A 26,854-nucleotide genomic window follows, 5' to 3' on the forward strand; every position below is an offset into this window, starting at 1 on the left:
GTCCGGACGACGGAGGTTCCATTCCTCGCGGGCCCGATGTGCGGCGGCACATCGGGCTTGCTGACGGCCGCCCGCCTCGGCTCTTCTCCCCCTACCCGCCCGCCTCGGCTCTTCTCCCCCTACCCGCCCGCCCCCTCCCCATCCCCCTCCCACGCGGAGAGCGTGGCGATGTTGCGCAGTGCCTGGAGGTGGCGTTCGTAGACCGAGCGGCCCTCCGCGGTGAGCGAGAGCCAGGTGCGCGGCCGGCGCCCGACCTGACCCTTGGTGACGAGCAGCAGACCGGCCTCCTCCAGAGTGGTGGCCTGCTTGGACAGCGCCGAGTCGGTGATCTCCACCAGATCCCTTATGAAGGCGAACTCGGCCTTCTGCGCGGGCGCCAGCGCCGCCACGATGGACAGCCGCACCGGCGAGGACAGCAGCGGCGCGAGGTCGTGCCGGGGGTGGGCGGGGGGCATCAGCGGCTGATCCGGATCTCGTGAACGGCGGCGAGGGCAGGTGGGAGAGCGCAGGCCAGGGCTCCTGCTGCGGCGAAGAGCACGCTGCCGTCGAATATGTGCAGACCGAGCTGGAGAGCCGCCAAATACAGTACCGCCCAGCTCGCGATCATCGTGGTGTGTACGCGGGTGAAGCCACGGCGGGTCATGGGCCGACGGTTGGCGTAGGTGACCAGGGCCATGACGGCCGCACTGTTGACACTGGTGGCCACGGCGACGGCCATCGGGCCGTGCCACAGCAACACCGTCGGAACGAAGGCCAGTTGCAGGACGGCGAAGCCGATGAAGTACCGCGCCTGCCAGCGGCCCTGGCGCCGTGCGGCGCGCTCGGTGTCGGTCGCGATGGTCAACTGCGCCGCGTAGGCGGCTCGTTCCGCGAACTCGGCCATCATGCCCCCCGTAGGTCCCTGTAGAGCCCTGAAGATCCCCGTGGATCCCCGTGGACCCCTGTATCCCGTCCCTGAAGTCACTCGACTTCCTGACTGCTTCTCAGCATGACAACCACTTGCCAACTTGGCAAGTGGTTGTCGGAAATGCATCTAGCCGTGACGCGCACCAGTCCGTGGCAACAGGGTCAAAAGCAGTGAAATGACCACGTACAGCGCCAGGTTGAACGCCAACGCCACCGTCAGCGCATGCCCGTACGCCGCCACGTCCTGCCGTGCCGCGCCGCCCAGCGCGCCGTAGAAGAGGACGCCCACCACGGCCACCCCGACCGAGCCGCCGATCTGCTGGCCGGTGGACAGGACGCCGGAGGCCATGCCGATCTCCCGCGGCGCGACGGTGGAGAGGACGGCGCTCAGCAGCGGAGTCACCAACAGGCCGGTGCCCAGGCCCACCAGGACGAAGGGGAGGGCCAGGTGCCAGGCGGTGAGGGCGTCCCCGGCGCGCAGGACCAGGGCGATGGCGAGGGCGTACCCCAGGCCGCCGATGAGCGCGCCCGCCTGGAGCACCGCCCGCCCGAGCCGGGCCAGCCGCCCGGCGGCCAGGCTGCCGGCGAAGAACGCGGCGGCGAAGGGGAGATAGAACAGGCCCGCGCCCAGGGCGTCCTGGCCGAGGCCGTCCTGGAGGGTGACGGACAGGATCAGGAAGAAGGAGTTGATGCCCAGGTAGGCGAGCAGGACCAGGGACATCCCCACGGCGAAGGGGCGCTCGCGCAGCAGCCGCAGTCGTACCAGCGGTGCTCCGCCGCGCGCCGACACCCGCCGCTCCACCAGCCCGAAGACGGCCAGCGCGAGCGCGCCCGCGGCCAGGCTCAGCCAGGTCCACAGCGGCCAGCCCGCCTGGCGCCCCTCGATGAGCGGTACGACCAGCAGGAAGAGGGCGACGGTCAGTACGCCCGCGCCGGGCAGGTCCAGACGCCGGGCCTCCGGCGCCCGCGACTCGGGGACGAGGACGGCGGCCAGGGCGAGGGTCGCCAGGCCGATGGGGACATTGACCCAGAAGATCGGGCGCCAGGACGTACCGAAGAGGTCCGCGGAGATCAGGACCCCGCCGAGCAACTGCCCTGCCACGCCGGCCAGTCCGATCACCGCGCCCAGCGCGCCGAAGGCCCGGGGCCGCTTCGCCTCCGGGACCAGCACCTGGATCATGGCGAAGACCTGCGGGAACATCGCGGCCGCGCCGAGCCCCTGGACCAGCCGCCCGGCGATCAGCATGCCGGGCCCGAGGGCGGCGGCGCAGGCCACCGAGGCCAGGGTGAACAGGGCCATGCCGGACAGGAACAGCCGTCTGCGGCCCAGGAGATCGCCCAGCCGGGCGCCGGTGATCAGCGCGATGGCGTAGGTGAGCTGGTATCCGGCCAGGATCAGCTGGACGTCGGCGGGGGAGGCGCCCAGGTCCTGCTGGATGGCGGGGGCCGCGACCATCACGATGAAGGTGTCGAGTACGGCCATGAAGACGCCGGCCAGGATGACGGTCAGGGCCCGCCAAGGGGAGGCGCCTTCAGGAGGCCGGGGGAGGGGGGCGGCGGAGCGGGACTTCTTGGGCGAGGGGGACGAGGGGGACGAGGGGGACGGAGGCGACGAGGATGGCGTATGAGTCATGCGCACCAGGCTCGGCCGGTCCGCCGCCGCTATACAGAGGGAAATTATGCTGGTGGCGGCAGTACTACCCAGCAGTACTAACCAGCAGTACTACCCAGCAGTACTACCCAGCAGTACTAACCAGCAGCACTGCCCAGCAGCCCACGGCCCGGGCGGGCCGCGGTACCGGCAGGCCACGGCCCCGGCGGGCCGCGGCCGTGAGGTGAGGATCCGATGCCCGACCAGGAACACCGCCGCGTTCTCGCGGAGTTCCTCCGCTCCCGCCGCGAGCGCGTCACCCCGCAGCAGGCGGGCATCCCCGCGGGGCCGCGCCGCCGCACCCCGGGGCTGCGCCGCGAGGAGGTCGCCCAGCTCTCGGGTGTCAGCGTCACCTGGTACACCTGGCTCGAAAGGTACACCGTCCGGGATACGTCTCGGGAAACGGTCGGCTGAGCAGCGGAAAGCCCCGGTCAGTGCTCGGGGGGAACGCCAACCGGGGCCGTACGTGGGCTACGTGACCACCGTGTACTCGGCGAGCCTTTCGGCGACCCTCTGAGCGGCCTTGGAGCCCTCCGGCGGGGTCACGACCGTTGGCCGTCCATACTCCTCCCAGAAGTGCGTATGGCCCGTCTCAGTGGCGTGTGCGGCCATCCAGTCGCGCACAGCCTTGGCATCTGCCCCGCACACCTTGAAAGAGTCTTTGCAGCTCTCCGAAGAGCGGCACTCAGCGGAGGACACGGGCCACGTCTGCTCGTCTTCTTGGAAGCCCCAGTCAGCGAACCGGTACGAAGCGCGGGTCATCGCGGCCTCACCTGCCGGAAACAGAGGTTATGCCAATAGACGATCTCCGGGTCTCCGCCCCCCTGTCGCTCGATCCTGCGCGCAGGGTCCAAGGGCTTGACGATCTTCCCGCACTTCTCGCAATCAGGTCTGTCCTCAGTGAACGTGACGTACCCAGCTTCCCCGTTGATCGCATCGGTCTTCGCTGCCATTGGCGCAGTCCCCTCGCGTGGTCCGTTCTCCACCACGCTAGGAACCCGGAACACTCAACTCCCAGCGGATTGCGATGGATTGCGAGGCAATTACACGAGCGAGTCACGAGCCTTGACGATCAGTGCACGGGCCTTCTGGCCGTAGACCGCCATATCGGCCAGCGTGGCGAACGTGTCGGCGTACGCCTTGACCTCGCTGGGCTGCGTCAGCGTGAGGTACCCGGAGACCAACTCGACGTTGACTTGGGCGTTGTCGTAGATCCAGAAATTCTCGACCGGCAGTTGGGGGCGCCGCTGAGCCATCGGGACCACGCCCAGACTGACGTTCGGCAGGCCACACACCGTGAGTAGGTGCTCTAGCTGCTCCTCCTGGTCGTCCGCAGCGCTGAGGGTGTTGCGGAGTACGGGCTCCTCGATCAGGAACGCGAACAATCGTTGCCCCTCATGCAACACGCGCTGACGCTCCATGCGGGCGGCCACAGCGTCGGCAACATCGTCCGTTGCTACCCGTTGCCTCTGGATCGTCCGGAGCACGTCCTCCGTGTACTGGTAAGTCTGGAGGAGACCAGGCAGCGCCCATGAGCTGTACGAGCGGAATCGGTGCGTGCGCAGGTACAGCGGTAGGCGCTCCTCCTGAGACCTGCGCAGCCCGGCACGCTCCATCCGGCGCCACTCCACCCACATGCCCTCAACGGCCCGCAGAGAGGCAATCAGGTCCTCTGCTTGGCCCTCAGCGCCCGTCGCCCGGCACCACGCCCTGATGTCGCCCTCACTGGGCTTCTGCCGCCCCGTCGCGATCCTGGACACCTTGGAAGGGGCCCAGCCGCAGCGCGCGGCCACCTCCTTGCCCTCAAGCCCGGAGTCCTTGACCAACTCGCGAAGGCGGTCGGCAAGGAGCTGCCGGGCTTGCTGGACGTTGCTTGACTCGGGCACTAGACCGGCTTGTACTCCTCGTGAGGCGTCGCCCGCTCCCACACCGCATCAAAGGCGTCCGTGCACCATGCGGCAAGGGCGGAGTCCGTGACGTACTCCCGTTCCATCAGCACGCCGTCTCCGCTGAAGTGGTGGAAGAGGACCAACTCACTGTCGAACACCCAGAAGTCCACAGCGGGAACGGCAAGATCCTTCGCACGGCGACGGGGCAGCCAGCGGACTTGCTCACCGGCCTCCACATTGGTCAGCGCATAGTCGTACTCCCAGCGGACATAGTCAGTCAGCGGTTCGGAGACCACCCGGGCACGGCGGACGGAAACGCCCCGCGAGACGGCACCGTGCACAGCGTCGTGCCAGCCCTCCCACCAGTCGGCGCGGTTTTCCGCTGTGAACTTGCGGCGCCCCTCCCGCCAAGCCAAGAAGTCGGGGTCAGTGCTCGCGTACTGGTCGCGGACCTCAAGGTGAATGGCGGTACGTCGGGCTCGGGCCAGCGGCTCACGCGCCGGGGGCTTCATCGGCGTCGTCTCCGTCCGGGCGAGGGATGTACTGGATCATGACCTTGGGGAGACGGATGATCGTCTCGTGATCCGGAACGTCCGTCCCGTGGCCGGGGATTGAGCCGATCTCCTTGCACCCCTGCACCTCCTCCTCAGTGGCCTTGTACGACTGGATCAACAGGTCCCCGCTGTCCTCGTCCAGCCAGATGGTGGGCGAGTCGTCCTTACCGGTGTTCGGGATGATCCCCAGGAAACGCAAGCGCATGACTTCTCCCTGTGTCGATCCGATTGCTGCGGATTGCTAGAGCGTCATCCCTGCGGCGGATCAGCGCAAGAGGGCCTGCGGATCGAAGGTGGCCAACTCCCGTACACCGCAAGGGCAGTCACCCGCAGCCGGCGAAAATCCCGACCTTTCTCAGCCTGCGATCCGAAGGCGCCAGTAGTCCCGCCGACTCCGCGCCCGCGAACACGCCGCACACTCGGACCGCCGACGCTCAGACCGACGACGCCACCGGTAGAAATCCTCCGGGGTCCCCACGGCGCCGCACTGCGTACAGGTCTTCACCGGGACACCTCCTCGTCAAGCAGCCACCCGTACCGCTCCATGAACCCCGGGAGGTCCCGGACACCCATCACCTCATGCACCTCAGCGGGGCACTGCGACACGTCGAACGTCTCGGGGCAGCGGCACGAGCGGGCCACGGGCGGAGCGGGCGAACGCTTGCGAAAACCACGGCGGGTCACTGCACCGCCTCCGCGATCTTCCGCGCCAGCGCGCGACCCTTCTCATGCTTCGCGTTTGCGGCCTTCTGAGCCTTGCGAGACGCAGCCGACATAGCCCCGAGAGCTTCCGCAGCATCCGTCAGCGCCGACGCCGACACGTCCTCCGGGAAGACCCGTCCCAGCATCGCCACAGCGTCCGTACGGAGCCTGCGAGACTCTGAGACTCCCGGATGCACCTTGACCCCACCCCGGTCCGTCGTAACCATCGCCCCGGCCTTCCTGACGTGAGAGTCCAAGAGGTCTGCCGAGTCGAGCAGCGCGGCGGCCTCACGGATGATCAGCAGCGCGTCAGGGGGGAACTCGACCTCATCCGCCATTGCGGACGTAATCCGTTCGTAGTTATCAGGGATCAAAACTCCCTCCATTTCAAGTAAAAGCCCTGGTCATGTGGACCGAAAAGGTTCCGGGCATGCGGCCACGGCAACAAAAGCTATTTGCCACCGCTCTGGCTGAGAGGCGCGGGAGGCCCCTCCCCACCCGAGCGAACCGGGGTTAAGCTCGGCGGAGCGGAGGGCTCAACTCGATTCACTGCGCGACGCGTTGACGTCAGCCGACGAACGCGTTGCATTGATCAGCGCTGAACGAGCCGAACCAGCGACAGGATTGATGCGAGCGGCGCGCAGCCTATTAGCGTTCGCCGCCCTTGCACCCTCACTCGAACTCTTACGCGCATGGTGATAGCGGCACAGCGCTTGGAGATTAGAGGGGCTGTGGTTATCGCCAGGCTCTATGTGGTCACAGTCCCGCGCATACGCCCCGCACGGCTGCCCTGTGTCCGTGCGCATCCATTGGCACATGTAGCCATCACGAGCCAACACATCAGCGCGAATGCGAGACCAATCAACAGGCAGCCGCTCCCGCCGGGTTGAACCCTCCCACGCCATAAGACCCCCCTCTCTGAGGTAGGGGGGTCTCACAACACCCCGGCACTACTTCCGGGCCGGGGTCTTCTGCGGGACGCCCTCATCAGCCTTGAGCTTCATCGGAATCATCCGAACCGGATCAAGGACAGTGGAACCACACAGCGTGTCAACAACGCTGGTATCCGACTTGGAGTCGTTCGAGAAATCGAGCGTGGTGCGCAGCGCATAGCCGTTCCACGTCTGAGACGAAGACTGACCCGCAGACATGTGCGCAACAGGGGCACGAACAGCAAGCGCAAACGCCGTCTTGTGGTAAGCGACAGCGCCAGTCAGATGCGGAGAAACGACCACGCGGAACCCGAAAAGGTCACCCATAGTCGCCCGGCGAAGCATCGAATCCTCACCCGCATCAGAGACCTTCTGAAGCTGCTCCACATCAAGTAGCAGGTTCTGAACATCCGGGCCCACAGCAAGGAAACGCTCACCCGGCGGAATCTCCCGACGCGTGAACTCGGCGGCAGCCTTAGTGATCGCCTTTAGCGGCTCACTCGGGTCAATCTCCGCCGCCTCCTCCGCAGCGCTCTGCGTGTTCATCAGCGCCGCAATGTTCTTCTCAACGTAACGGGCAACACCGTCCATCTGAGGCATCAGCACCTGAGCGCCAAAGTCCCGAATATCAAGCGTCAGGTCATGCGTCGTAACCAGGGCGCCATCCGTCGGCTCATCCGTGAGCTTCACCGAAACGGCACCCTCGTCAATATCGACGTACTGAGTTCCCTTAGCCGGGTCAAAGTTCGTCGGCGTGCGACGCTTCGGAATGCGGACACGGACGGAATCACCGGCGCCACCGTAGAAATCGCCTTCGGCGTCACGGAACACCGTCTCACCAAGCACCGAGCTATACGAGAGCAGCGCAAGCGCCGTGGTGGCAACATCGTCAATCTGTAGTTTATTCGTCATCAAAATTTCCTTTCAAGGAATCAGCGGAAAGCGCGCTTAGCGATCTCGGCAGCCATAGCGCGCGGATCAGTCTTCGCGGCCCACGCGACGGCACCCGGCTCAACGCCAGTCTTCGGAACAGGGCGAGTCAGATGGGGTGATGCGGGGCGACCTAGCGAAGCGGCCAACTCCCGTGCATCAGCGGCAAGTTCATCCGGCGTCGAACCCTTTAGGCGGTCGGCATGCGCAATGGGAAGGCCAGCGGACGAAGCAGCCTCAATGCGGGCCATCCGGGCCCTATGCCCCTCAAGCTCAGACGTAACCGACTTCAATTCCTCGCGGAGCTTCGCGGCCACCGGGCCGCCATGGTCGGCGTACCGCTCGTCACCCTCGCGCGCCTTCTTCTCCGCGTGCGCTGCAACGGCGTCATCCGGGGTGGGAATCGGAGTCTCAGACACTCGCAGCCTCAATCTCGCCATAAACAAGACGGGCCTCAGCGCGCAGCGCCTTGACCTGCTCCGCCACCCGCTTGCAAATGAACTTGGCCTCAACGCTGTCAGGGCCAAACTCGGAGATCACCTCAAAGCGGCGCGAGTACGCATCGGCAATACGGTCCTCAACATCCTTCGCCAGAGCGTGAAGACGCTGAAGCTCGCGAAGGTCAGAAACCTGGTAATCAGTCATGAAAGAGAATCCCTAGAAGTGTAGAAACAGCAAAAACCCCCGCCCCTCCCAGTGAAAGGAGAAACGGGGGCAGTTGCCAGGAAAAGGAGAACATGAAGAACGCAACCGGAGAGTGGCCGCAAGAGGATCGCTCCTCTCATGCACCTGGTAACGCAGCTAGGTATTCGAGCCGATCACCCTAATGCGGCGAGACGACGTATAACCAGCCTTAAGGCCACGCGGCCAATCCTCCAACCGCTCAGACAACCACGCTTCATGATCTAGATTCTCCTCCGTGTCATTACGCGAATCATCCACCCAAGCGCGCCAATTCACCACAGCCCCCGACGACCAGTCAGCACCCTGCCCCACCGACTCAAAGAGATCCGAAAGCGCCAACTCATCAGCGTCCGCACGAGACCCAGAACGACCACCAGGCGGAGGCTCCGACATCAGTGCAGACACAGAGTTCAGATGCACCCGGAGAGCGTCATCAACGAACTCATCCAGAGTGATCCACACGGCGCGCGCCCAACACAACCACTCGTCATAAAACGACAGCGCAACCGGATTACGTGGACGGCCACCCTTGTTCGAGCTATGAAACTCCGCCGGAACAGCGACACGGCCACGGGCCATATCTGAACAGCGCGACGGGGGCGGGCAATAGCGCGGCGGACGGCCCGGCTTACGCGGAGTCGTGAACTGCCTCCCGCACCCCTCCCAACGACACGTCACCAAACGCAGAACCGTACGACGCTCACTCAAAGCAAACTCCAGACATGCAAAAGCCCCGGACGCCAGCCGGGGCATATCGGAACGTTCCTAGGCGATCAGCGAGGCAGGGTCACCCGAAAACCCCACGGCCCCTTAGCGCCACGCGGGCCAAACCGGCCGTCCCTGCCCAGGACTTCACGCGCCAACACCAGGAATGCGCGCTGACCAATGGCCGACTCAGGAACGGCACCACAGAACTCCGCCCACAGATCAGCGCGAGAGGTGAAGCCGCCCGCCGACTGCTCACACAGCGAAAGCCAGCGCTCAGGCGTCATTGCAGCCTCACGGCGAAACACCGGATCACCCGAAAGAATCTCCTTGAGATCGCGGGTGATCGGACCAGAGAGATAACGGATTGATTCGGCCACGTCGTGCCACTTTAGAAAGCCGCTACCAAACGACAGCGCTCGTCCTCCGGCCCTCTCTGGTCCATCAGGAAGCCCGTACACCTCCGGCCCCTCATGAGCCAGTGCGTACAGCCATTCCGCCATCCGTGGACGCCACAGCGCCGGATCAATCGGAGCGTGCGGCGGAGCGGCAGAGATCCAGCGATGCGCGGACTCACTCCACAGCACAGGCGGCGCATAGCAGCGTGCTGCGCCTGTCAGCACGTCAACGAGATCGGGAATGTTTTCACTTCGGACCATGGCAACCATGGAAACCTCACAACTCTGGATAGTTACCCCCGCTGTTGAGCAAGGGAAAAGCTAGGGATGAGCCAGAACTGAGCAAGGAGCACAGTAGGGGAAATAGTCTCTGAACAGGGGTTATGCAAGTAAGGCAAGTTAACATTGAGCTTGAACGCCCTTGGGTAAACAAAGTCGGGGAGCGTTTCGACACTCTGCATTCCCCTTCCGAAGTTGCATTACTTGCACAAGGCAGGGCGAACAAAAGCCCCGGCCGGGAAGCCGGGGCAAAGGTGCCTCGAAGTCTCCGAGCGAGCCAGACGCCAGGTAGAGGGACGCGAACCACTGAGCGGCTGTCTGAGGGCATGAGAAAGCCCCGGCGGGTATGTCCTCACCGGGGCTCCCAGCGGCCGTCAGGGGGCGTCTCTGGTGTCCCTCTCGCGCTGCCGGGCAACAGCCGCCCTCATGCGCGCCTCGCGCTCCTCGCGGAGCTTCCGGGCCGTATCTGCCTGCGCCTGCCGTTCCGCCCTCTCCTGCTCCCGCTCAGCGCGCACACGGGCCGCCTCACGCTCACGCTGCCGACGCTCCGCCCGTTCCTGCCGGGCCCGCTCCTCACGTTGACGCTGCCGCTCCTTGGCTTCCGCCTCGACGGCCCGCCGCTCCTCCGCCTCACGCTCCTCGCGCTCCCGGAGGGCGGACTCCTCCGCCTCGCGCTGCCGGACGATGGCGCGGATTTCGGCGGCCATCTCTGCGGGGGTGGGGCGGGTCATGCTGCGGTCTCCAGAGTCGTTACAAGCTGCTCAGACCGGACAGTACCGGGCACGTCCCACGTCAGGGCCACACGGCCACTGTCGGGGGCCTCCTTGGTCGGGTAGACCGTGACCTTGAGCCCCTTCCCGGCGAGTAGCGCGCGCTCCTCGACGCTGCCCTCGTCCAGCTCCGCCAACGCGTCCATGAATGTCTGATCCGTCGCCGTCCAGGTCTCGGTCACCTCCGGGTCATGCTCAGCCGTCAGACGGGCGTACGTGGCCTCAAGGTCGGTGAGCTGCGCCGTCAGCGTCTCCAGCGCGGGGCCGTCCACCATGCCCACGGCCCGCGTGATCCGTTCCCGCTTCGCTGCCAAGTCGGCAAGCTCCCCGGAGTGGTCCACGCCTCCCGAATAGGTCACGACGAACAGCGGCTCATGCCCGAAACGGTCGGCGAACTCCCCGCGCACCAAAGGTTCTACGCGGTCCGCCATGATCGAGCCGTGCCCGTTCTCGCACTTGTAGAGCGGGCGCTTGCGGGACGACAGACCACCGTTCATAGCGCACCCATGCGAGCAGCGGACATGACCGGCCAGCGGCGGGGCGTCCCGGCGTTCGGCACGCTCCCCGGCCTCAAGCTCCTTGAGCCGATCCTTGAGCCGCTTGGCGGTCGCGGCGTCGATGACCTCGGGTCCGTACTGCACGGGGGTCACACCGTCCGCCTCGGTGACAAGCTCACCCTTGTACTCACGCCACCCCCGCAGCACCACACCGCGAAGAAGCTTGCGCCACTGCTGACGGCCGATGGGAAGGGGCTCAGCCGTCGCGGCGAGGGAACCGCCCTTACCCCCGGCGAGCAGCTTGCCTATCTGCTTGCGGCACAGTGCGAACGCCTCAGGGTCCTCCGCAAGGTATGCCTTGCCGTCCCGCCGCTCCATCCGGTACGGCCACGGAGCCTTACCCGAGATCCAGCGGCCTTGCGTGCGCCGCTCCTCGTGCGCCGCCTCGCTGCGTTCGGTGATCATGCCCAGTTCCCAGGCAGCAACGGCAGCGATGATCTGCGCGACCAGACGGCCCGTGCCCGACGTGTCGGCGGAGTCCAACAGCCCGTCCGAGGTGATCAGCCGAATGCCGTTGGAGTCGGCCCACGCCATCAGCTTGTCGAACTCGGAGACCGACCGTGCGAAGCGGTCCAGCTTCCACGCGATCACGCACGCCGGACGGTCCGCCATGATCCGGACCATGCCCTTGCGGGACTCCAGCGCACTGCCACCGGACACGCCATCGTCCACGTAGGCGTTCGCTACGGCATCGGCAATCTCCTCGGCGCTGAAACCCAGGGACTCAGCCTTGAGGCAGCACGCGCGAAGCTGCACGTCCAGAGAGGACGACTCATCAGAGGAACGGGACAAGCGCAGCGAGAACGCCAGCGCGGGACGGACAGGGACGGGGGTCTTCGTAGTGGTGCTCACTACGTCCCCGAGTGAGTGAGACGACACCATCGCACCGGCCGCAGTGACCAGCATGGGGCGGACAACATCAGGCTTGACCAGCAAAGACGCGGACATTCGCACTCCGGGGAGCTGCCCTAGGACGTGCCTGCCGTGTGACCGGGGTCATGTCCTAGGCGGTGAACAGTTCCCTGGAGCAGGCCAGGGACATCACGGTCAGCCGCCAGGTGCTGCACAGCCTGGCCCGCGTGCTGCTGCTCTCCCCGGCCGAGCGGCGGCATCTGTTCGCGCTCGCGGGGGAGCCGCTGCCGGAGCCCGAGCCGGTGCCGGCGGCGGGCAGCGGCCCGGACCCCGTCCTGCGGCGCCTGCTGGACGCGCTCGATCCGCACCCGTCCTATCTGCTGGCGCCCAACTGGGACCTGCTGGCCTGGAACGCGGCGGAGGCCGCGCTGATCGGCGACCCGGCCGGGCGCCCGGCGGCCGAACGCAACCTGATCCGGATCGTGTTCACCGAGCCGGGCATGCGCACGCTGCTGGTCGACTGGCCCGGCCAGGCGCGGGCGCTGCTCGCCCAGTACCGCGCCGCGGCCGGACGGCACCCGGGCGACCCGGAGTTCGAGCGGGTCACCGGCGAACTGCTGGAGCACAGCGAGGAGTTCCGTACGTGGTGGGTCGCGTACGACATCGCGGAATTCCGCTCCGCGCGCTGGGAGTTCCACCACGCGCGGCTCGGCTCGCTGGTCCTGGACTACGCCAAGCTCGCCGCGCTCGGCGCCCCCGGGACCACGCTCATCTCCTGCCTGCCCGCCGACGAGGAGACCGCGCGCAAACTGCCCCGTCTCGCGGCGCTGAGCCCCGCGCCCGAGGGGACAAAAGCCCCGGCCTGAACGGCAGTTGAATACTGTACGGCCAAGTCGGGGCCAAAGGATGGGGTGCCCCACCTTCCGCTTCGATGACGGTGGGGCAAGATGGCCCCCATGGGGAGCTTCGGGGGCGAGGGCCACGACCAGGCCCGTAGCCACGGCGGCAGTCAGGGCAACGGGCGGCTGCTGGCCGACCGCTACCTCCTCGGCGCACGCCTGGGCCGCGGTGGCATGGGCACGGTCTGGCGCGCCACCGACCAGCTCCTGGGCCGCCAGGTGGCCGTCAAGGAACTCCACTGCGAGGACGGCCTGAGCGAGGCCGAGGCGCACGTCCAGCGCGAGCGGACGCTGCGCGAGGCCCGCACGGTCGCGCAGATCAAGCACCCCAGCGTGATAGTGCTGCACGACGTCGTCGAGGAGGACGACCGCCCCTGGATCGTCATGGAGCTGGTGGACGGCGGCTCGCTGGCCGACCGCCTGTCCACCGGCGGCCCGCTCGCCCCGCGCGAGGCGGCCAGGATCGGCGTGGCGCTGCTCGGCGCGCTGCGGGTGGCCCACGCGCGCGGCGTACTGCACCGCGACATCAAGCCCGCCAACGTCCTGCTGGAGGCGGGCAGCGGCCGGGTCGTGCTCACCGACTTCGGCATCGCCCAGGTCCCCGGCGTCACCACGCTCACCGAGACCGGCGCCTTCGTCGGCTCGCCCGAGTACACCGCACCCGAGCGGATGGCGGGCCAGGCCGCGGGCCCGGAGGCCGACCTGTGGTCGCTGGGTGTCCTGCTGTGCGTGGCGCTCAGCGGCGTATCGCCCTTCCGCCGCGACTCGCTGGGCGGCGTACTGCACGCGGTCGTGCACGACGCGATCGAACTCCCCGAGGCCGCCCGTCCGCTCCAGGGCGTCGTACGGGGCCTGTTGGAGCGCGACCCGGCGGCGCGCCTCGGCGTGACCGACACCGAGCTGCTGCTGCGCGGCTATCTGCACTCCGGCCGCTCGCCCGACCCCGCCGCCGTGCCCGCCCTGGCCCCGGCCCGGCCGCCGGTGCCCGTGCCGCACCCCGGTGACCGTACGCACAGCCGCATGGCGCCCGGCACCCGCCTGCCGTCGGGCCGCACCCCGGGCGTCCCGATACCGGACGCCCTCGCGGACCGCGCCCTGGCCGCCGCCGCCCGCCCGCACACCGGCCGCGCCCGCGCCGTCCTGATCGCGGCGCTGGCCGCGCTCGTGCTGGCCGGTACGGGCGCCGGGATCGCCGCCCTCGTACTGAACCGGGGTGAGGCGGACGGCGACAGGGACGGCCGGCCCACCCAGTCGCACAGCCTCCCGACGCCCGGCCCCGGCAGCGCCTCCGCCACACCCGGACCGACGCCCCCCTCTTCCCCCTCTCCGCCCGCTCCCACCCTCACCGCCAAGGCCCCGTCCGGCTACCGCCTGCTGCGCGACCCGGCGGGCTTCGCGCTCGCCGTCCCCGAGGGCTTCACCCGCTCCTACGAGAAGCCCCGCGTCTACTACTACTCGCCGGGCAAGCGCTTCCGGCTGGGCATCCACCTCCAGCCCCAGGGGCCCGGCGGCCCGCTGGGCACCATGCGCGCGGCCGACGCCAAGGGGCCCGACACCTACCCCGGCTACCGCGCGGGCGAGGTCACCCGCACCACGCACAACGGATTCGAGGCCGCGCTGTGGGAGTTCGTGTGGAACGGCGGGCCCGAGGACGGCGGCCCACGGCACACCTACGACCTCAGCTGGAACGAGGGCGGGCGGATGTACGACGTGTGGATCTCCGCTCCCGTCGGCGAACGGGCCGCGGCCAAACGTCACTTCGACACCGCGCTGGACACGTTCCAGGTGATCGGCGCGGGCGGCTGAACTCCGTTGCGGGGCCCGCCCGCAGGCCCGTGCCATGCGGAACATGCCAGCACAGCACCCGTACGGCCAGCGATTACTGGCGCGATGAGGAAAACTCATTACTGCCGGGTACATAAAGGGCACGCGGAGGAATACGCTCGCCGTCATGACGGACTCGCCAGACGCGCACGCCACCGCAGTACGCCCCGCCGCCCCCGCCGACGGCAACCCCGTCGCCCCCGTAGTGGCGGGGACCCGCAGCGCCGCCGAGGTGGTCACCCCCGAGATGGTGACCCGGCTGACCCGCGGCGTGACCGGCAGCGGCCGCACCGCCAACCACAGCCCGTACACCGGCGAGAAGCTGGCCGATCTGCCCGAGTCCACCCCCGAGGACGTCGCCACCGCCTTCGAGCGGGCCCGCGCCGCGCAGCGCCGCTGGGCACAGGTCCCCGCCCGTCGCCGCGCCGCCGTCCTGCTGCGCTTCCACGACCTGGTGCTCAGGCGGCAGGCCGAGGTGCTGGACCTGATCCAGCTGGAGACCGGCAAGGCCCGGCTGCACGCCCACGAGGAGATCCAGGCGGTCGCCGTCGCCGCCCGCCACTACGGCCGCAAGGCCCCCGCCTACCTGCGCCCGCGCTCCCGCACCGGCGTCGTGCCGACCCTGACCAAGGTCACCGAACTGCGCCAGCCCAAGGGCGTGGTGGGCCAGATCGCACCCTGGAACTACCCCTTCGAGCTGTCGGTCGGCGACGCGCTGCCCGCCTTCGCCGCGGGCAACGCCGTGGTGATGAAGCCCGACACCGAGACGGCGCTGACCGCCCTGTGGGCCCGCGAGCAGCTGATCGAGGCCGGGCTGCCCGAGGACGTCTGGCAGGTCGTGATCGGAGAGGGCCCCGTCGTCGGCCCCGAGGTCGTACGCCACGCCGACTACGTCTCCTTCACCGGCTCCACCCGCACGGGCCGCGAGGTCGCCCAGGGCGCCGCCGCCCGTCTGGTCGGCTGCTCCCTCGAACTGGGCGGCAAGAACGCCATGCTGGTGCTGCACGACGCCGACGTGGACAAGGCGGCCCACGGCGCGGTCCGCGCCTGCTTCTCCTCCGCCGGCCAGCTGTGCATCTCCATCGAGCGGCTGTACGTCCACGAGTCCATCGCCGAGGACTTCCTTCAGCGCTTCGCGGCCCGTACGAAGGCCATGCGGCTGGGCAACGCCCTGGCCTACGGCGCCGACATGGGATCGCTGGTGGGCGAGCGCCAGTTGGAGACGGTCACCCGGCACGTGGAGGAGGCCGTCGCCAAGGGCGCCACCCTGCTCGCCGGCGGCCGCCCGCGGCCCGACATCGGCCCGCTGTTCTACGAACCCACCATCCTGGACGGCGTGCAGAGCCCGATGGCGGTGTGCACCGAGGAGACCTTCGGCCCCGTCGTCTCCGTCTACCGCTTCAGCGACGAGGACGAGGCCGTCGAGCGCGCCAACGGCACGCCCTACGGCCTCAATTCGAGCGTGTGGACCAAGGACGGGCGGCGCGGCCGCGCCATCGCCGCCCGGCTGCGCTCCGGCACGGTCAACGTCAACGAGGGGTACGCCGCCGGATACGGCAGCGTCCAGGCACCCATGGGCGGCATGGGCGACTCCGGACTCGGCCGCCGCCACGGCGCCGAGGGCATCCTGAAGTACACCGAGGCGCAGACCGTCGCCCACCAGCGCCTGATGCCGCTGGCCCCGTCCTTCGGCATGTCGGACGAGCAGTACGCCCAGTTCATGACGCGCAGCCTGCGCGCGATGAAGGCGCTGCGGCTGCGCTGAGCCCCGCGAGCCGTATGCCGTTTTGCTGAAACCTTCTTGTGAGGAGAGCACGTGGCACAGGACGACGCTGCCCGCGACAGGTACGACTACGACGTGCTCGTGGTGGGCTCGGGATTCGGCGGGGCGGTCTCGGCCCTGCGCCTGACGGAGAAGGGCTACCGCGTCGGCGTCCTGGAGGCCGGCCGCCGCTTCACCCGCACGACCCTGCCCAAGAACTCCTGGGACATCCGCAACTACCTGTGGGCTCCCGCGCTGGGCTGCTACGGCATCCAGCGCGTGCACCTGCTCGGCAAGGTGATGGTGCTGGCGGGCGCCGGGGTCGGCGGCGGCTCGCTGAACTACGCCAACACCCTCTACGTACCGCCCGAGCAGTTCTTCCGCGACCGCCAGTGGGGCCATATCACCGACTGGAAGCAGGAGTTGGCGCCCTACTACGAGCAGGCGCAGCGGATGCTGGGCGTGCGGCTCAACCCGACCATGACGCCGCACGACGTCCATCTGAAGGCCGTGGCCGAGAAGATGGGCGTGGGCGACTCCTTCCATCTGGCGCCGGTCGGGGTGTTCTTCGGCGACGGCAAGGACGCCGACGGCGCCACCCGGGCGGCCGCCGGGGCCGAGGCCGCCGACCCCTACTTCGGCGGCCAGGGCCCCGCGCGCAGGGCGTGCACCGAGTGCGGCGAGTGCATGACCGGCTGCCGGCACGGCGCGAAGAACACCCTCAACGAGAACTATCTGCATCTCGCCCAGAAGGGCGGCGCCGTCATCCACCCGATGACGTCCGTGGTCACCGTCACCGAGGACTCCCGCGGCGGCTACGCCGTCGGGACGCTGCCCACCGACGACCGCCGCAAGGGCAAGGGTCGTACGTTCACCTCCCGTTATGTCGTCATCGCCGCCGGTACGTACGGCACCCAGACCCTGCTGCACACGATGAAGGACAACGGGATGCTGCCGCGCATCTCCGCGCGGCTGGGCGAGCTGACCCGTACCAACTCCGAGGCGCTGGTCGGCGCGCAGACCGACAACCGCCGCTACCGCAAAGTGAGTTCGGGCGCGGACGCCGACTTCACCCGAGGCGTGGCCATCACCTCCTCCATCCACCCCGACGGCGACACCCATATCGAGCCGGTCCGTTACGGCAAGGGCTCCAACGCCATGGGCAGCCTGACGACCCTTCAGGTACCGCTGAACCCGCGCGCTCCGCTCGCCCTGGCCTGGGCCGCGAACTGCGCCCGCCACCCGCTGCTGTTCCTGCGCTCCCTGTCCAACCGCCGCTGGTCGGAGCGGACCGTCATCGGCCTGGTCATGCAGTCGCTGGACAACTCCCTGACCGCCTACCGCAAGCCCGGCGGCCTCGGAAAGGGCCTGCTGACCGCCCGGCAGGGGCACGGCGCCCCCAACCCCCAGCAGATCCCCGAGGCCACCCGCGCGGCCACCCTGATCGCCCAGGAGATCAACGGCTTCGCGGGCAGCAACATCGGCGAGCTGATGGGCACCCCGCTGACCGCGCACTTCCTGGGCGGCTGCCCCATCGGCGAGGACAGCGACCACGGCGTCATCGACCCGTACCACCGGCTCTTCAACTACCCCGGCATCTCGGTCGTCGACGGCTCCGCGGTCTCCGCCAACCTCGGCGTCAACCCCTCCCTGACCATCACCGCACAGGCCGAGCGGGCCATGTCGCTGTGGCCCAACAAGGGCGAGAGGGACCCGCGCCCGGCGCAGGGCCGCGGCTACGAGCGGGTGGCGCCGGTGGAGCCGGTCCGGCCCGCCGTACCCAAGGAGGCGTACGCGGCCCTGAAGCTGCCCTTCCTGCCGGTGCCGGAGGTGCCGCCGAGGAAGCGGTGAGAGCGCGGCGGCAGCGCGGCGCCGGTGTCACCTGCGGCCGCCCCGGCGGCGGCGTACCGCGAAGACCGCCCCCGCACCGGCCAGCGGCGCGGCGCCCCCGGCGACGGCGGGCAGCGCGGAGGGCGATCCGGTCGCGGCGAGCCTGCCCTCGGCGGGCAGCTGCCGCGCACCGCCCTGCGGCGCTCGGCCTTGCCGTCGGCCTTCACCCGGAAGTACACGTCCTTCGTAGTGCGTGCGGTACGGCGAGGCGAAGGCGATGGGCGCAAGGATGCACAGCGAAGGGCCCCGGGTGCCGTCCGCGAGGGGGGGCGGAGGCCGCGGGGCCCTTGGCTTTCGGCGCGCCGACGTCAGGGCAGCGTCGGGGCCGACGGGCGGCGCCGGGGGGGATGGCGCCGCTGGCTTTGCGAGAGATCGGAGCTTTCGGGCGGGCGGGGCTTGACGAGAGGGCGGAACTCTTCGGGTTCAAGGTCCTTGCGCTGCGCGGTGGTTGGACCATTGGCGGGGTCACAGTCCATACCGGGCGCGGGTCCGGCTCTTCCTGCATCGTGCTGGATGCGCCACATCCGACGCAACCGTTTCGACCGGATGCGGTCGGTCCCAGGCGTCCCCGGGACCGACCGCCCCATCGGATGTGACCGGGCTGCTGTCCCCTGCTGTCCGGTCACGGCACCGGGGCGAGGTCCCACGACGCGGACCGCTTCAACTCGGTCGGCGTCTCATCGCTCCGGTGTTCCGCCCTCGGGGCGGCGTCTACGCGTAGTACCTGCAGGCCGCGCCTGGCTGGCGTGGCACCGGGAACAACGAAGGCCGGCAGCGCCCGTCACGGCGCCGTACGGGTGAGTCGGCGACCGAACTCAGATCCGCCCGCGGCACAGTTCGAGCAGGGTCATCGCCAGCGCCGTGCCCGGCTTGCCGAGCTGGTCCCTGAAGTGGGCCAGGATCTCCATCTCGCGCGAGAGGCTGACCCGCCGGCCGCCGGAGGCGATCCGCTCGCGCTGGATGACGGCCGAGACGGCCATCCGTTCCTGGACGAGCCCGATGATCCGGCCGTCCAGATCGTCGATGCGGCCGCGCGCGTCGGTGATCGTGCTCGCGGCCTCGTCGGTGCGGGCGCCGGTGTCGGTGGCCGCGCGGGCGGCTGCGTGGGGCTCGGTGGCGGTACGGGTGCCTGCAGCGGTGCGGGGCTCGGTGGCGGTGCGGATGCTCATAGCCGTATCTCCTGGGGGTGTGCGGCCCCCGGAACCACTGGCCCGAGCCGGAGAAAAACAGAGCGCCCCGGGCCTTGAAGGCCCGGGGCGCCTGGGAAGTCGCTTGTCAGTGATCAAGCAGCACGACCATGGCAGCCGGACGGGCCGGTGCCATAGGTAAAGACGAAGGTCATGTGCTTGGACATGGGGCTCAGTATGGGCCCGTTAGAATCGAAAGTCCAACCCCGCGAATCCCCCTGTATTGGGGGTATCTCCAAAGCCCCAACCGCCGGAAGGCCGCCGAAGTGCCATCAGCGTCCCCTGCTGCCGCCCCCGACGTCGTCCTGGTCGTCGACTTCGGCGCGCAGTACGCCCAGCTCATCGCCCGTCGCGTCCGCGAGGCGCGGGTCTACAGCGAGATCGTCCCCTCCACCATGCCGGTGGCCGAGATGCTCGCCAAGAACCCCAAGGCGATCATCCTCTCCGGCGGCCCCTCGTCGGTCTACGCCGACGGCGCCCCCAGCGTCGACCGCGCCCTGTTCGAGGCCGGTGTCCCGGTCTTCGGCATGTGCTACGGCTTCCAGCTCATGGCCACCACCCTCGGCGGCACCGTCGACGACAACGGTGCCCGCGAGTACGGCCGCACCCCGCTGACCGTCTCCAAGACCTCCTCCACCCTCTTCGAGGGCACCCCCGCCGAGCAGCCCGTGTGGATGTCGCACGGCGACGCCTGCTCGGCCGCGCCCGAGGGCTTCACCGTCACCGCGTCCACCGACGTCGTGCCGGTCGCGGCCTTCGAGAACGACGAGAAGAAGCTGTACGGCGTCCAGTACCACCCCGAGGTGATGCACTCCACCTACGGCCAGCAGGTCCTGGAGCACTTCCTGTACCGCGGCGCGGGCATCGAGCCGAGCTGGACCACGGGCAGCGTCATCGAGGAGCAGGTCGCCGCGATCCGCGAGCAGGTCGGCTCCAAGCGCGCGATCTGCGGCCTGTCCGGCGGCGTGGACTCCGCGGTCGCCGCCGCCCTCGTACAGAAGGCCATCGGCGACCAGCTGACCTGCGTGTACGTCGACCACGGCCTGATGCGCAAGGGTGAGACCGAGCAGGTCGAGAAGGACTTCGTGGCCGCCACCGGCGTCCAGCTGAAGGTCGTGGACGCCTCCGAGCGCTTCCTGTCCGCCCTGGCCGGGGTCTCCGACCCCGAGGAGAAGCGGAAGATCATCGGGCGCGAGTTCATCCGCGTCTTCGAGCAGGCCCAGGCCGAGATCGTGGCCGAGGCGCCCGGCGACCAGCCCGTGGAGTTCCTGGTCCAGGGCACGCTCTACCCGGACATCGTCGAGTCCGGCGGCGGCACCGGCACCGCCAACATCAAGTCCCACCACAACGTGGGCGGGCTCCCCGAAGACCTGGAATTCAAGCTCATCGAGCCGCTGCGCCAGCTCTTCAAGGACGAGGTCCGCATGGTCGGCGCCGAGCTGGGCCTGCCCGACGAGATCGTCCAGCGCCAGCCCTTCCCGGGCCCGGGCCTGGGCATCCGCATCGTCGGCGAGGTCACCAAGGCGCGCCTGGACCTGCTGCGCGAGGCCGACGCCATCGCCCGCGAGGAGCTGACCGCGGCCGGCATGGACCGCGAGATCTGGCAGTGCCCGGTCGTGCTCCTCGCCGACGTCCGCTCGGTCGGCGTCCAGGGCGACGGCCGCACCTACGGGCACCCGATCGTGCTGCGCCCGGTCTCCTCCGAGGACGCGATGACCGCCGACTGGACCCGCATGCCCTACGAGGTGCTGGCGAAGATCTCCACCCGCATCACCAACGAGGTGGCCGACGTCAACCGCGTCGTCCTGGACTGCACGTCCAAGCCGCCGGGCACCATCGAGTGGGAGTGATCCCCGCATAGCCCGGTCAGCGCCGACGCCGCCGCTCATTCGTGTGAGCGGCGGCGTTGTCGTATCCGGTGGGTACGCTGGCCGTACGGCCCAGAATCCCGTCTATGGGAGGAACCATGACCGCTGAGATCGCGCATTCCTGGCCGGTCCCGCCGCCGGATGGCTACACCGTGGACGACCTGCTGACGCTGCCCGACCTCCCGCCGCACACGGAGTTGATCGACGGGAGTCTGGTTTTTGTGAGCCCGCAGCGATATTTCCACAGCATCGCGATCGACCTGCTGATGAACGGTCTGCGCCGTACCGCGCCGCCGGAGATGAAGGTCGTGCGTGAGATGACCGTCGTGCTCGACAATCGCAACGGCCCGGAGCCCGACATCTCGGTCGTCCGTGCGCCGGCGGTGAGGCGGCGGGCGCAGACCTATTTCGCGGTACGTGACGCGCTGCTCGCGGTCGAGGTGGTCTCGCCGGACTCCGAGTCCCGTGACCGGGACACCAAGCCTCACAAGTACGCAGACGCAGGCATTCCGTACTTCTGGCGGGTCGAGATGGTGGGTGAGCAGGAGCAGCCGGTCGTGCACGCCTTCGAGCTCGACATGATCTCGCGGACGTACAAGTCACTCGGCACCTTCGAGGACCGGATCAAGCTCTCCGCCCCCTTCGACATCGACATCGACCTCACCGAGATCGACAAGCTGTAACGCGAGACCTTCCCTCCGCCTCCTCACAACTCCCATACGGCACAGGCCTGTTCACCCGACATACCGGAAGGTACCTTCCGCGGGGAGGCCCGTGTGTGTCTGTGAGGAGAGCCGTGATGCCCCAGCCGACGCCGGTACCCACCGACCAGTTGCAGTTCGCGCTGCCGCCGCGGCACGTGTCGGTGCGCGAGGAGCGGCAGTACCGCAAGGAGCGGCTGGCGGCGGCGCTGCGCATCTTCGGGCGGTTCGGGTACGAGGAGGGGGTCGCGGGCCATGTCACCGCGCGGGACCCGGAGTTCACCGACTGCTTCTGGGTCAACCCCTTCGGGATGTCCTTCCGGCACGTGACGGTCGGTGACCTGATCCTGGTCAATGGCGAGGGGAAGGTCGTCGAGGGGCGCTACCACGTCAACCAGGCGGCGTTCGCGATCCACGCGCAGGTGCACCGGGCCCGCCCCGACGTCGTCGCGGCGGCGCACAGCCACTCCACCTACGGGCGGGCGCTGTCCGCGCTGGGGGAACTGCTCGACCCCATCACCCAGGACGTCTGCGCGTTCTACGAGGACCACGCGCTCTACGACGCCTATACGGGCGTGGTGGTGGACGAGGAGGAGGGGCGGCGGATCGCGGCCGCGCTGGGGCCGCACAAGGCCGTGATCCTGCGCAACCACGGGCTGTTGACAGTCGGCGACTCGGTGGACGCGGCGGCGTGGTGGTTCCTCGCGATGGAACGGTCCTGCAAGGTGCAGCTGGCGGCGAAGGCGGCGGGCAAGCCCGTACAGATCGCGCACCAGGACGCCGTGCACACCAGGGAGCAGCTCGGCGGCGACCTGGTGGCGTGGATCAACTACCAGCCGCTGTACCAGCAGATCACCCGCAGCGAACCGGATCTGCTGACCTGAGATTGTGCTCAAATGCTGGTACGTCAACCCGCTGGGGCGGCTATCACCGCTGCGGGGCGGCTCCGCAGAGAACTTCACCCGCCCCATACGGCACAATTCCCTCTCGTCACAGAGAAGTTGGCGACGACGTGCGGCGGGGCGGTAGCAAAGGTGTCGGTGGATACGGCGGGCGGGGCAGGTGGGGCGGTCGGGGTGAGGGAGAACTCGGGCACGTGTGCGTGCGGGAGCTGTCCGCAGGGCGCCCGTGAAGGGCACCGGCAGGCGGTCGCCGCGTTCGTCGCGCTGCGCGAGGGGTTCGCGGCCGGGCGCGGGGTGCCGGCCGGGCTCGCCCACTCGGCCGGCGCCTCGCGCCAGTGGGTCTCCGACGAGCTGGCCCAGTCCGCCCGTACGGTCGCCGAGCGCAGCGCCGCCGAGGGCGCCGCGTGGCTGGATGCCGTGTGGCGGCGCACCCTGTTCGCCCTGTGGGGCTGCGTGCTGGCGCTGCTGCTCACCCAGGCGCTGACCGCGATCGGCTCGGGCTGGACGGTGAACAGGACCTCCGCGCTGGTCGCGGCCGTGGCGCTGGCCCTGGTGCTGACCGTGGCGGCCTGGCTGCACCGCACCCGCGGCGGGCTGCTGGCGCCCCTGGTCGGCGAGGACAACCGGCTGTCCACCTCGCGCGCGGTGGCGGCGGTGTGGGTGGTGCCGGTGGTCTTCGCGGTGCTGCTGCTCGCCGTACGGCTCGCGCTGGCCCCCGGCGCCGCCGAGCGCGCCCGCATCCTTGAAGGCCTCGAACTGGCGCACTGCGCCGGGCTGTTGACCGTCCTTGCCATGGTGTTCGCGGTGGCGGTCGTGGTCCGCGGCGTGGTCGTCGTACGGATCCAGGCCCGGCGGCTGCAGAAGGTGCGCGCCGAACGGCCGCGCGCCGCCGACCTGTTGACCGACGACGCCGGGCGCGCCAGCTTCGCCGACACCCAGTACGTCCTGGTCAACGCCGTGACCGTGGTCCTCGCGCTGGTACGGCTGGCCCGGCAGCCCTACCAGCTGCCCGACCTGCCCTGGGGACTGGCGCTGCTGGTCGCCATCGGCACGGCGACGTACCTGGCGGGCAAGAACGCCGAGGGCGGCCGGCCCATGGTGCTCTCGGTCGTACGGGCCAGGGAGCTGGGGGACCTCGCCGCGCCGATCCGCACCGGCGACGACATCGAGATCCGCGGCACCGGCTTCGTACCGCCGGGCGCCCAGACCCCGGACCGGCTCGCGCGCACGGTCGTACGGATCGGGGCGGTGCATGTGCACGTACCGCTGGTGCCGGTCGCCGGGGGGTTCGCCAACCCGACGGACGGGGTGCTGACCGTGCCGGTGCCGGTGGACGTGGAGCCGGGGCGGGTGGAGGTCAGGGTCGTCACGGCGGCGGGTGTGGAGACCAACTGCTATGCCATCGATGTGCAGGACTGGAGCGAGGCGCGGGACTGAGGCCTCAGGCTTGAGGCCTGAGGCGGGGCGCGGCCAGGCATGAGGCGGGGCATGGCCGGGTCCGAGCCGGGGTTCGGGCTGGTTGCCTGAGCCGGGCTTCGGGCCGGGGCTGGGGCGGGGCCGCCGCGGGGCCCGGGGCGCGTCCGGGGTGAACGCCGCGCGCAGCGTCGTACGTATCTCTCTTCGTATGCCCGGGCGGGGGCAGAATCGTCCGCATCAGGGCTCCGGGGTTCCAGCGGCAGCGGAGAGGCGGACGGCATGGTGCACACGGATCGTACGGTCGGGCCCGGCGGCGGGGCGGGACCCGGGGCAGGCGGTGGTGGGCTGCGGCAGACGATGGCGCGGTACGCGCTGCTGCCGCTGCGGGTCTTTCTCGGAGTCACCTTCATCTACGCGGGCCTGGACAAGCTGACCGACTCCGCCTTCATGGCGAGCGACGGCGAGGGCTCGGTCGGCGCGCTGATGCGCGCGGTGCGCGGCACGGCGGCCGTTCCGGAGCTGGTGGACCTCGCGCTGAAGAGCCCCGAGGGCTTCGGGTACGCGATCGGCTTCGGGGAAGTGGCGGTCGGCATCGGCACGCTGCTGGGACTGCTGGCGCGGCTGGCGGCCCTGGGCGGCGCGCTGATCTCGCTGAGCCTGTGGCTCACCGTCAGCTGGTCGACCCAGCCCTATTACTACGGCAACGACCTGGCGTATCTGATGGCGTGGCTGCCGCTGGTGCTGGCGGGGGCGCCGCTGCTGTCCCTGGACGCGATGCTGGCCAACCGGCGCGGGCGGCAGGGGCGGCAGCTCTTCGGGTGAGGCCGGGGCGGGGGAGGCCGGGCCCGGGCCGGGGATGGGGCCGGGGCGGCGCCCCGGCCTGCTGCCCCGCCGTCATTTCCCAGGTGGCGGGCGGTGCCCCCTGACCGAGCTCCAGGCGGCGGCGGTGATGCCCGCCAGACACAGGCCGATCGGGACGGCCAGCAGCGGCCAGGCGCCGGGGACGTCGGCCTCGCCGAGGGCGTCCAGGCCGTACATGCCGCCGACGGCCAGGGCCGTCAGGCCCGCGATGAGGCGGTAGGGCTCGAAGTGGCGCGCTTTCATCGGGCCTCTCCTCGGGGGCTGGTGGCGGGTACGGAGGGTGCCGGGGCGGGGGAGGGGGGTGTGGCGGAGGGAGCCCCGGTGGGCGTCGCGCCGGGCCGGTTCGCGTACACGATCTCGGCCTGGCCCGCGCCGACCTCCAGCCGCAGCTCCAGGGTGCCGTGCGGCTTCTCGCCCGCCTTGAGGCCCTTGGCGGGCACGGTGACCGTCTCGTGCTGATCCGTGGTGATCTCCACGTCGTCCACGGTCTCGTACGGGAGCCGGATGTCGCCCAGGCCCACGCTGACGCTCAGCCGGGTCGTGACGCCGTCGGGGACGGTGACCTGGAGCTGGCCCGCGCCGACCTCCACCTTCGTGCGCACGGTCTGTCCTTCCTTGAAGTCCAGCCCGCTCAGGTCCAACCTGCCGCGGCCCACGCCCAGTTCGTAGCCCGGGCGGACCTGGTCGGCGCTGATGGGCGCCCAGTGGCGGTCGCCGACATGGGTGGAGACGTTCTTGGGGATCACCGTGACGCAGGCCAGCAGCGCGGCCGTGAGCACCACCATGAAGATCGTGCCGCCGCCGGTCCTGCCGACCCAGGCGCTCAGCACCAGGCCGAGACCGAAGACGATCAGCGCACCGGCCAGGCCCGCCTGCAGGCTCGCGCCCAGCGGGTGGTCGGGCCAGGTCGCGGCGGTGGCGGCGGCGCCCACCGACAGCGCCAGCAGGAAGACCCAGCCGCCGATGGGGCGGCCCGCACGCCGGGGCCTGCGCAGTGGCCGCGCGGCGGGCCGCTGCCCACTACGGGCGGCCTCGGCCGCGTCGTAGCGATAGCCGTGGCCGGGCCGCGGCTCGTAGGTGACCTCCGGCGGGGCGTCCGCGGGCCCCCACAGATAGCCCGCGGCGGCCGCCTCCTTCGCCTCCTTGGACAGCGGGTCCCGCCACCACGAAGGGCTGTTGCGCGCGGGCGGCGCCTTCGTCTCCGGCGGGGCGTCGGCGACGGCCTGCGCGGTGGCCGGGTCCACCGAACCCGCGCCCTGCGCCTCGGCCTTGCGGCGCTGACGCGACCAGTACGCCGAGCCGGCCACCGCCAGCGACAGCATGATCGTGAAGGTCATCACGCCGCCGTTGGCCAGCATGGACAGGAACAGTCCGCAGCCGACCAGCGCACACAGCACGGCCGTCAGCGCGGGCCCCTCGACCCGGCCCGACAGCAGCCTGCGGCCCTCGTTCTCCTCCTCGCCCTCCACCGGGATGAGCAGCCAGGCGAAGCCGTACGCGATCAGTCCGACGCCGCCGGCCACCGCCAGCACGGCCAGCACGACCCGGAAGATGACCGGGTCCAGGTCCCAGTGGCGGCCCAGGCCCCCGCACACACCGGAGAGCACCTTGTTGCGCCGGCTGCGGCGCAGGGGCGGCTGCGGCGCCGGAGGGCCGTCGGGGGTGCCGTCGGCCGGGGGCGTCTCCTCGGTGCGGGAAGCTGCGTTCATGCGCCCATGGTGACAAGGGCCGGGCC

Annotated in this window: 25 protein-coding genes and 1 pseudogene; 10 read left to right on the top strand and 16 right to left on the bottom strand. The window is 69.7% G+C overall.

The window, feature by feature from the left end:
* Window positions 1-119: 119 nt before the first annotated feature.
* The 3 genes from AC4IJH_RS04380 to AC4IJH_RS04390 form a co-directional block, all read right to left on the bottom strand.
* Entirely contained in the window at window positions 120-455 is a 336-nt protein-coding gene (locus AC4IJH_RS04380; RefSeq protein WP_490850145.1) for a winged helix-turn-helix domain-containing protein, read from the bottom strand.
* Window positions 455-886 (bottom strand): hypothetical protein, encoded by a 432-nt coding sequence (locus AC4IJH_RS04385; RefSeq protein WP_490850146.1) that lies wholly within the window; start codon window positions 884-886, stop codon window positions 455-457. Before AC4IJH_RS04385 ends, AC4IJH_RS04380 begins: the two co-directional genes overlap by 1 nt.
* A gap of 147 nt (window positions 887-1,033) precedes the next feature.
* Complete coding sequence (locus AC4IJH_RS04390) at window positions 1,034-2,539, bottom strand: MFS transporter (protein WP_490850147.1); 1,506 nt, start codon at window positions 2,537-2,539, stop codon at window positions 1,034-1,036.
* A 213-nt stretch (window positions 2,540-2,752) separates the two neighbouring features.
* Between AC4IJH_RS04390 and AC4IJH_RS04395 the strand changes: the two are divergent.
* A pseudogene (locus AC4IJH_RS04395) lies at window positions 2,753-2,932 on the top strand (helix-turn-helix domain-containing protein); the annotation flags it as partial.
* Between the two features lie 96 nt (window positions 2,933-3,028).
* On the opposite strand, the gene AC4IJH_RS04400 reads toward AC4IJH_RS04395, so the two are convergent.
* The 10 genes from AC4IJH_RS04400 to AC4IJH_RS04445 form a co-directional block, all read right to left on the bottom strand.
* The gene (locus AC4IJH_RS04400) at window positions 3,029-3,319 is read right to left on the bottom strand and encodes a DUF7848 domain-containing protein (protein WP_490850148.1); all 291 of its coding nucleotides are present in this window, start codon (window positions 3,317-3,319) and stop codon (window positions 3,029-3,031) included.
* A 281-nt stretch (window positions 3,320-3,600) separates the two neighbouring features.
* Window positions 3,601-4,443 (bottom strand): helix-turn-helix domain-containing protein, encoded by an 843-nt coding sequence (locus AC4IJH_RS04405; protein ID WP_490850149.1) that lies wholly within the window; start codon window positions 4,441-4,443, stop codon window positions 3,601-3,603.
* Entirely contained in the window at window positions 4,443-4,958 is a 516-nt protein-coding gene (locus tag AC4IJH_RS04410; RefSeq protein ID WP_490850150.1) for a DUF6879 family protein, read from the bottom strand. Before AC4IJH_RS04410 ends, AC4IJH_RS04405 begins: the two co-directional genes overlap by 1 nt.
* Entirely contained in the window at window positions 4,939-5,205 is a 267-nt protein-coding gene (locus tag AC4IJH_RS04415) for a hypothetical protein (RefSeq protein WP_490850151.1), read from the bottom strand. Before AC4IJH_RS04415 ends, AC4IJH_RS04410 begins: the two co-directional genes overlap by 20 nt.
* 475 nt (window positions 5,206-5,680) lie before the next feature.
* Window positions 5,681-6,040, bottom strand: a complete 360-nt coding sequence (locus tag AC4IJH_RS04420) for a hypothetical protein (RefSeq protein ID WP_490850152.1) — start codon at window positions 6,038-6,040, stop codon at window positions 5,681-5,683.
* A 612-nt stretch (window positions 6,041-6,652) separates the two neighbouring features.
* Complete coding sequence (locus tag AC4IJH_RS04425; protein ID WP_490850153.1) at window positions 6,653-7,546, bottom strand: phage major capsid protein; 894 nt, start codon at window positions 7,544-7,546, stop codon at window positions 6,653-6,655.
* A gap of 429 nt (window positions 7,547-7,975) precedes the next feature.
* Window positions 7,976-8,209 carry a hypothetical protein gene (locus tag AC4IJH_RS04430; protein WP_490850154.1) on the bottom strand — a complete coding sequence of 78 codons (234 nt, stop codon included), beginning with the start codon at window positions 8,207-8,209 and terminating at the stop codon, window positions 7,976-7,978.
* Between the two features lie 812 nt (window positions 8,210-9,021).
* Entirely contained in the window at window positions 9,022-9,621 is a 600-nt protein-coding gene (locus tag AC4IJH_RS04435; RefSeq protein ID WP_490850155.1) for a hypothetical protein, read from the bottom strand.
* A 383-nt stretch (window positions 9,622-10,004) separates the two neighbouring features.
* On the bottom strand, window positions 10,005-10,361 hold the full coding sequence (locus AC4IJH_RS04440) for a hypothetical protein (protein ID WP_490850156.1): 357 nt from the start codon (window positions 10,359-10,361) through the stop codon (window positions 10,005-10,007).
* Window positions 10,358-11,905, bottom strand: coding sequence for a recombinase family protein (locus AC4IJH_RS04445; protein WP_490850157.1), 1,548 nt, complete (start codon window positions 11,903-11,905; stop codon window positions 10,358-10,360). The genes AC4IJH_RS04440 and AC4IJH_RS04445 overlap by 4 nt, the downstream gene beginning before the upstream one ends.
* Before the next feature lie 62 nt (window positions 11,906-11,967).
* On the opposite strand from AC4IJH_RS04445, the gene AC4IJH_RS04450 reads away from it, so the two are divergent.
* The 4 genes from AC4IJH_RS04450 (at window position 11,968) to AC4IJH_RS04465 (ending at window position 18,145) form a co-directional block, all read left to right on the top strand.
* Window positions 11,968-12,675, top strand: a complete 708-nt coding sequence (locus AC4IJH_RS04450; RefSeq protein WP_490850158.1) for an MmyB family transcriptional regulator — start codon at window positions 11,968-11,970, stop codon at window positions 12,673-12,675.
* Between the two features lie 90 nt (window positions 12,676-12,765).
* Complete coding sequence (locus AC4IJH_RS04455) at window positions 12,766-14,514, top strand: serine/threonine-protein kinase (protein ID WP_490850159.1); 1,749 nt, start codon at window positions 12,766-12,768, stop codon at window positions 14,512-14,514.
* A gap of 145 nt (window positions 14,515-14,659) precedes the next feature.
* On the top strand, window positions 14,660-16,297 hold the full coding sequence (locus AC4IJH_RS04460; protein ID WP_490850160.1) for a succinic semialdehyde dehydrogenase: 1,638 nt from the start codon (window positions 14,660-14,662) through the stop codon (window positions 16,295-16,297).
* Between the two features lie 51 nt (window positions 16,298-16,348).
* Entirely contained in the window at window positions 16,349-18,145 is a 1,797-nt protein-coding gene (locus AC4IJH_RS04465; RefSeq protein ID WP_490850161.1) for a GMC family oxidoreductase N-terminal domain-containing protein, read from the top strand.
* Window positions 18,146-18,999: 854 nt separating this feature from the next.
* Here AC4IJH_RS04465 and AC4IJH_RS04470 read toward each other — a convergent pair.
* Complete coding sequence (locus tag AC4IJH_RS04470; RefSeq protein ID WP_490850162.1) at window positions 19,000-19,353, bottom strand: chorismate mutase; 354 nt, start codon at window positions 19,351-19,353, stop codon at window positions 19,000-19,002.
* 284 nt (window positions 19,354-19,637) lie between these two features.
* Here AC4IJH_RS04470 and guaA point away from each other — a divergent pair, with 284 nt between their 5' ends.
* The 5 genes from guaA to AC4IJH_RS04495 all read left to right on the top strand — a co-directional run bounded on the left by guaA (window position 19,638) and on the right by AC4IJH_RS04495 (window position 25,080).
* Window positions 19,638-21,221, top strand: a complete 1,584-nt coding sequence (gene guaA, locus AC4IJH_RS04475) for a glutamine-hydrolyzing GMP synthase (RefSeq protein WP_490850163.1) — start codon at window positions 19,638-19,640, stop codon at window positions 21,219-21,221.
* A gap of 116 nt (window positions 21,222-21,337) precedes the next feature.
* Window positions 21,338-21,922, top strand: a complete 585-nt coding sequence (locus AC4IJH_RS04480) for a Uma2 family endonuclease (RefSeq protein WP_490850164.1) — start codon at window positions 21,338-21,340, stop codon at window positions 21,920-21,922.
* Between the two features lie 116 nt (window positions 21,923-22,038).
* A complete protein-coding gene (locus AC4IJH_RS04485; RefSeq protein ID WP_490850165.1) occupies window positions 22,039-22,824 on the top strand; it encodes a class II aldolase/adducin family protein in 786 nt (261 codons plus the stop codon).
* A 150-nt stretch (window positions 22,825-22,974) separates the two neighbouring features.
* The gene (locus AC4IJH_RS04490; protein WP_490850166.1) at window positions 22,975-24,279 is read left to right on the top strand and encodes a hypothetical protein; all 1,305 of its coding nucleotides are present in this window, start codon (window positions 22,975-22,977) and stop codon (window positions 24,277-24,279) included.
* A 258-nt stretch (window positions 24,280-24,537) separates the two neighbouring features.
* Window positions 24,538-25,080: a DoxX family membrane protein gene (locus AC4IJH_RS04495; protein ID WP_490850167.1), complete on the top strand. Its 543-nt coding sequence runs from the start codon at window positions 24,538-24,540 to the stop codon at window positions 25,078-25,080.
* Between the two features lie 72 nt (window positions 25,081-25,152).
* On the opposite strand, the gene AC4IJH_RS04500 is transcribed toward AC4IJH_RS04495, so the two are convergent.
* Both AC4IJH_RS04500 and AC4IJH_RS04505 read right to left on the bottom strand, forming a co-directional pair.
* Entirely contained in the window at window positions 25,153-25,362 is a 210-nt protein-coding gene (locus AC4IJH_RS04500) for a hypothetical protein (RefSeq protein WP_490850168.1), read from the bottom strand.
* Window positions 25,359-26,828: a PspC domain-containing protein gene (locus tag AC4IJH_RS04505; protein WP_490850169.1), complete on the bottom strand. Its 1,470-nt coding sequence runs from the start codon at window positions 26,826-26,828 to the stop codon at window positions 25,359-25,361. Before AC4IJH_RS04505 ends, AC4IJH_RS04500 begins: the two co-directional genes overlap by 4 nt.
* Window positions 26,829-26,854: the final 26 nt, after the last annotated feature.

This window comes from Streptomyces sp. UF-297 (assembly GCF_058245575.1).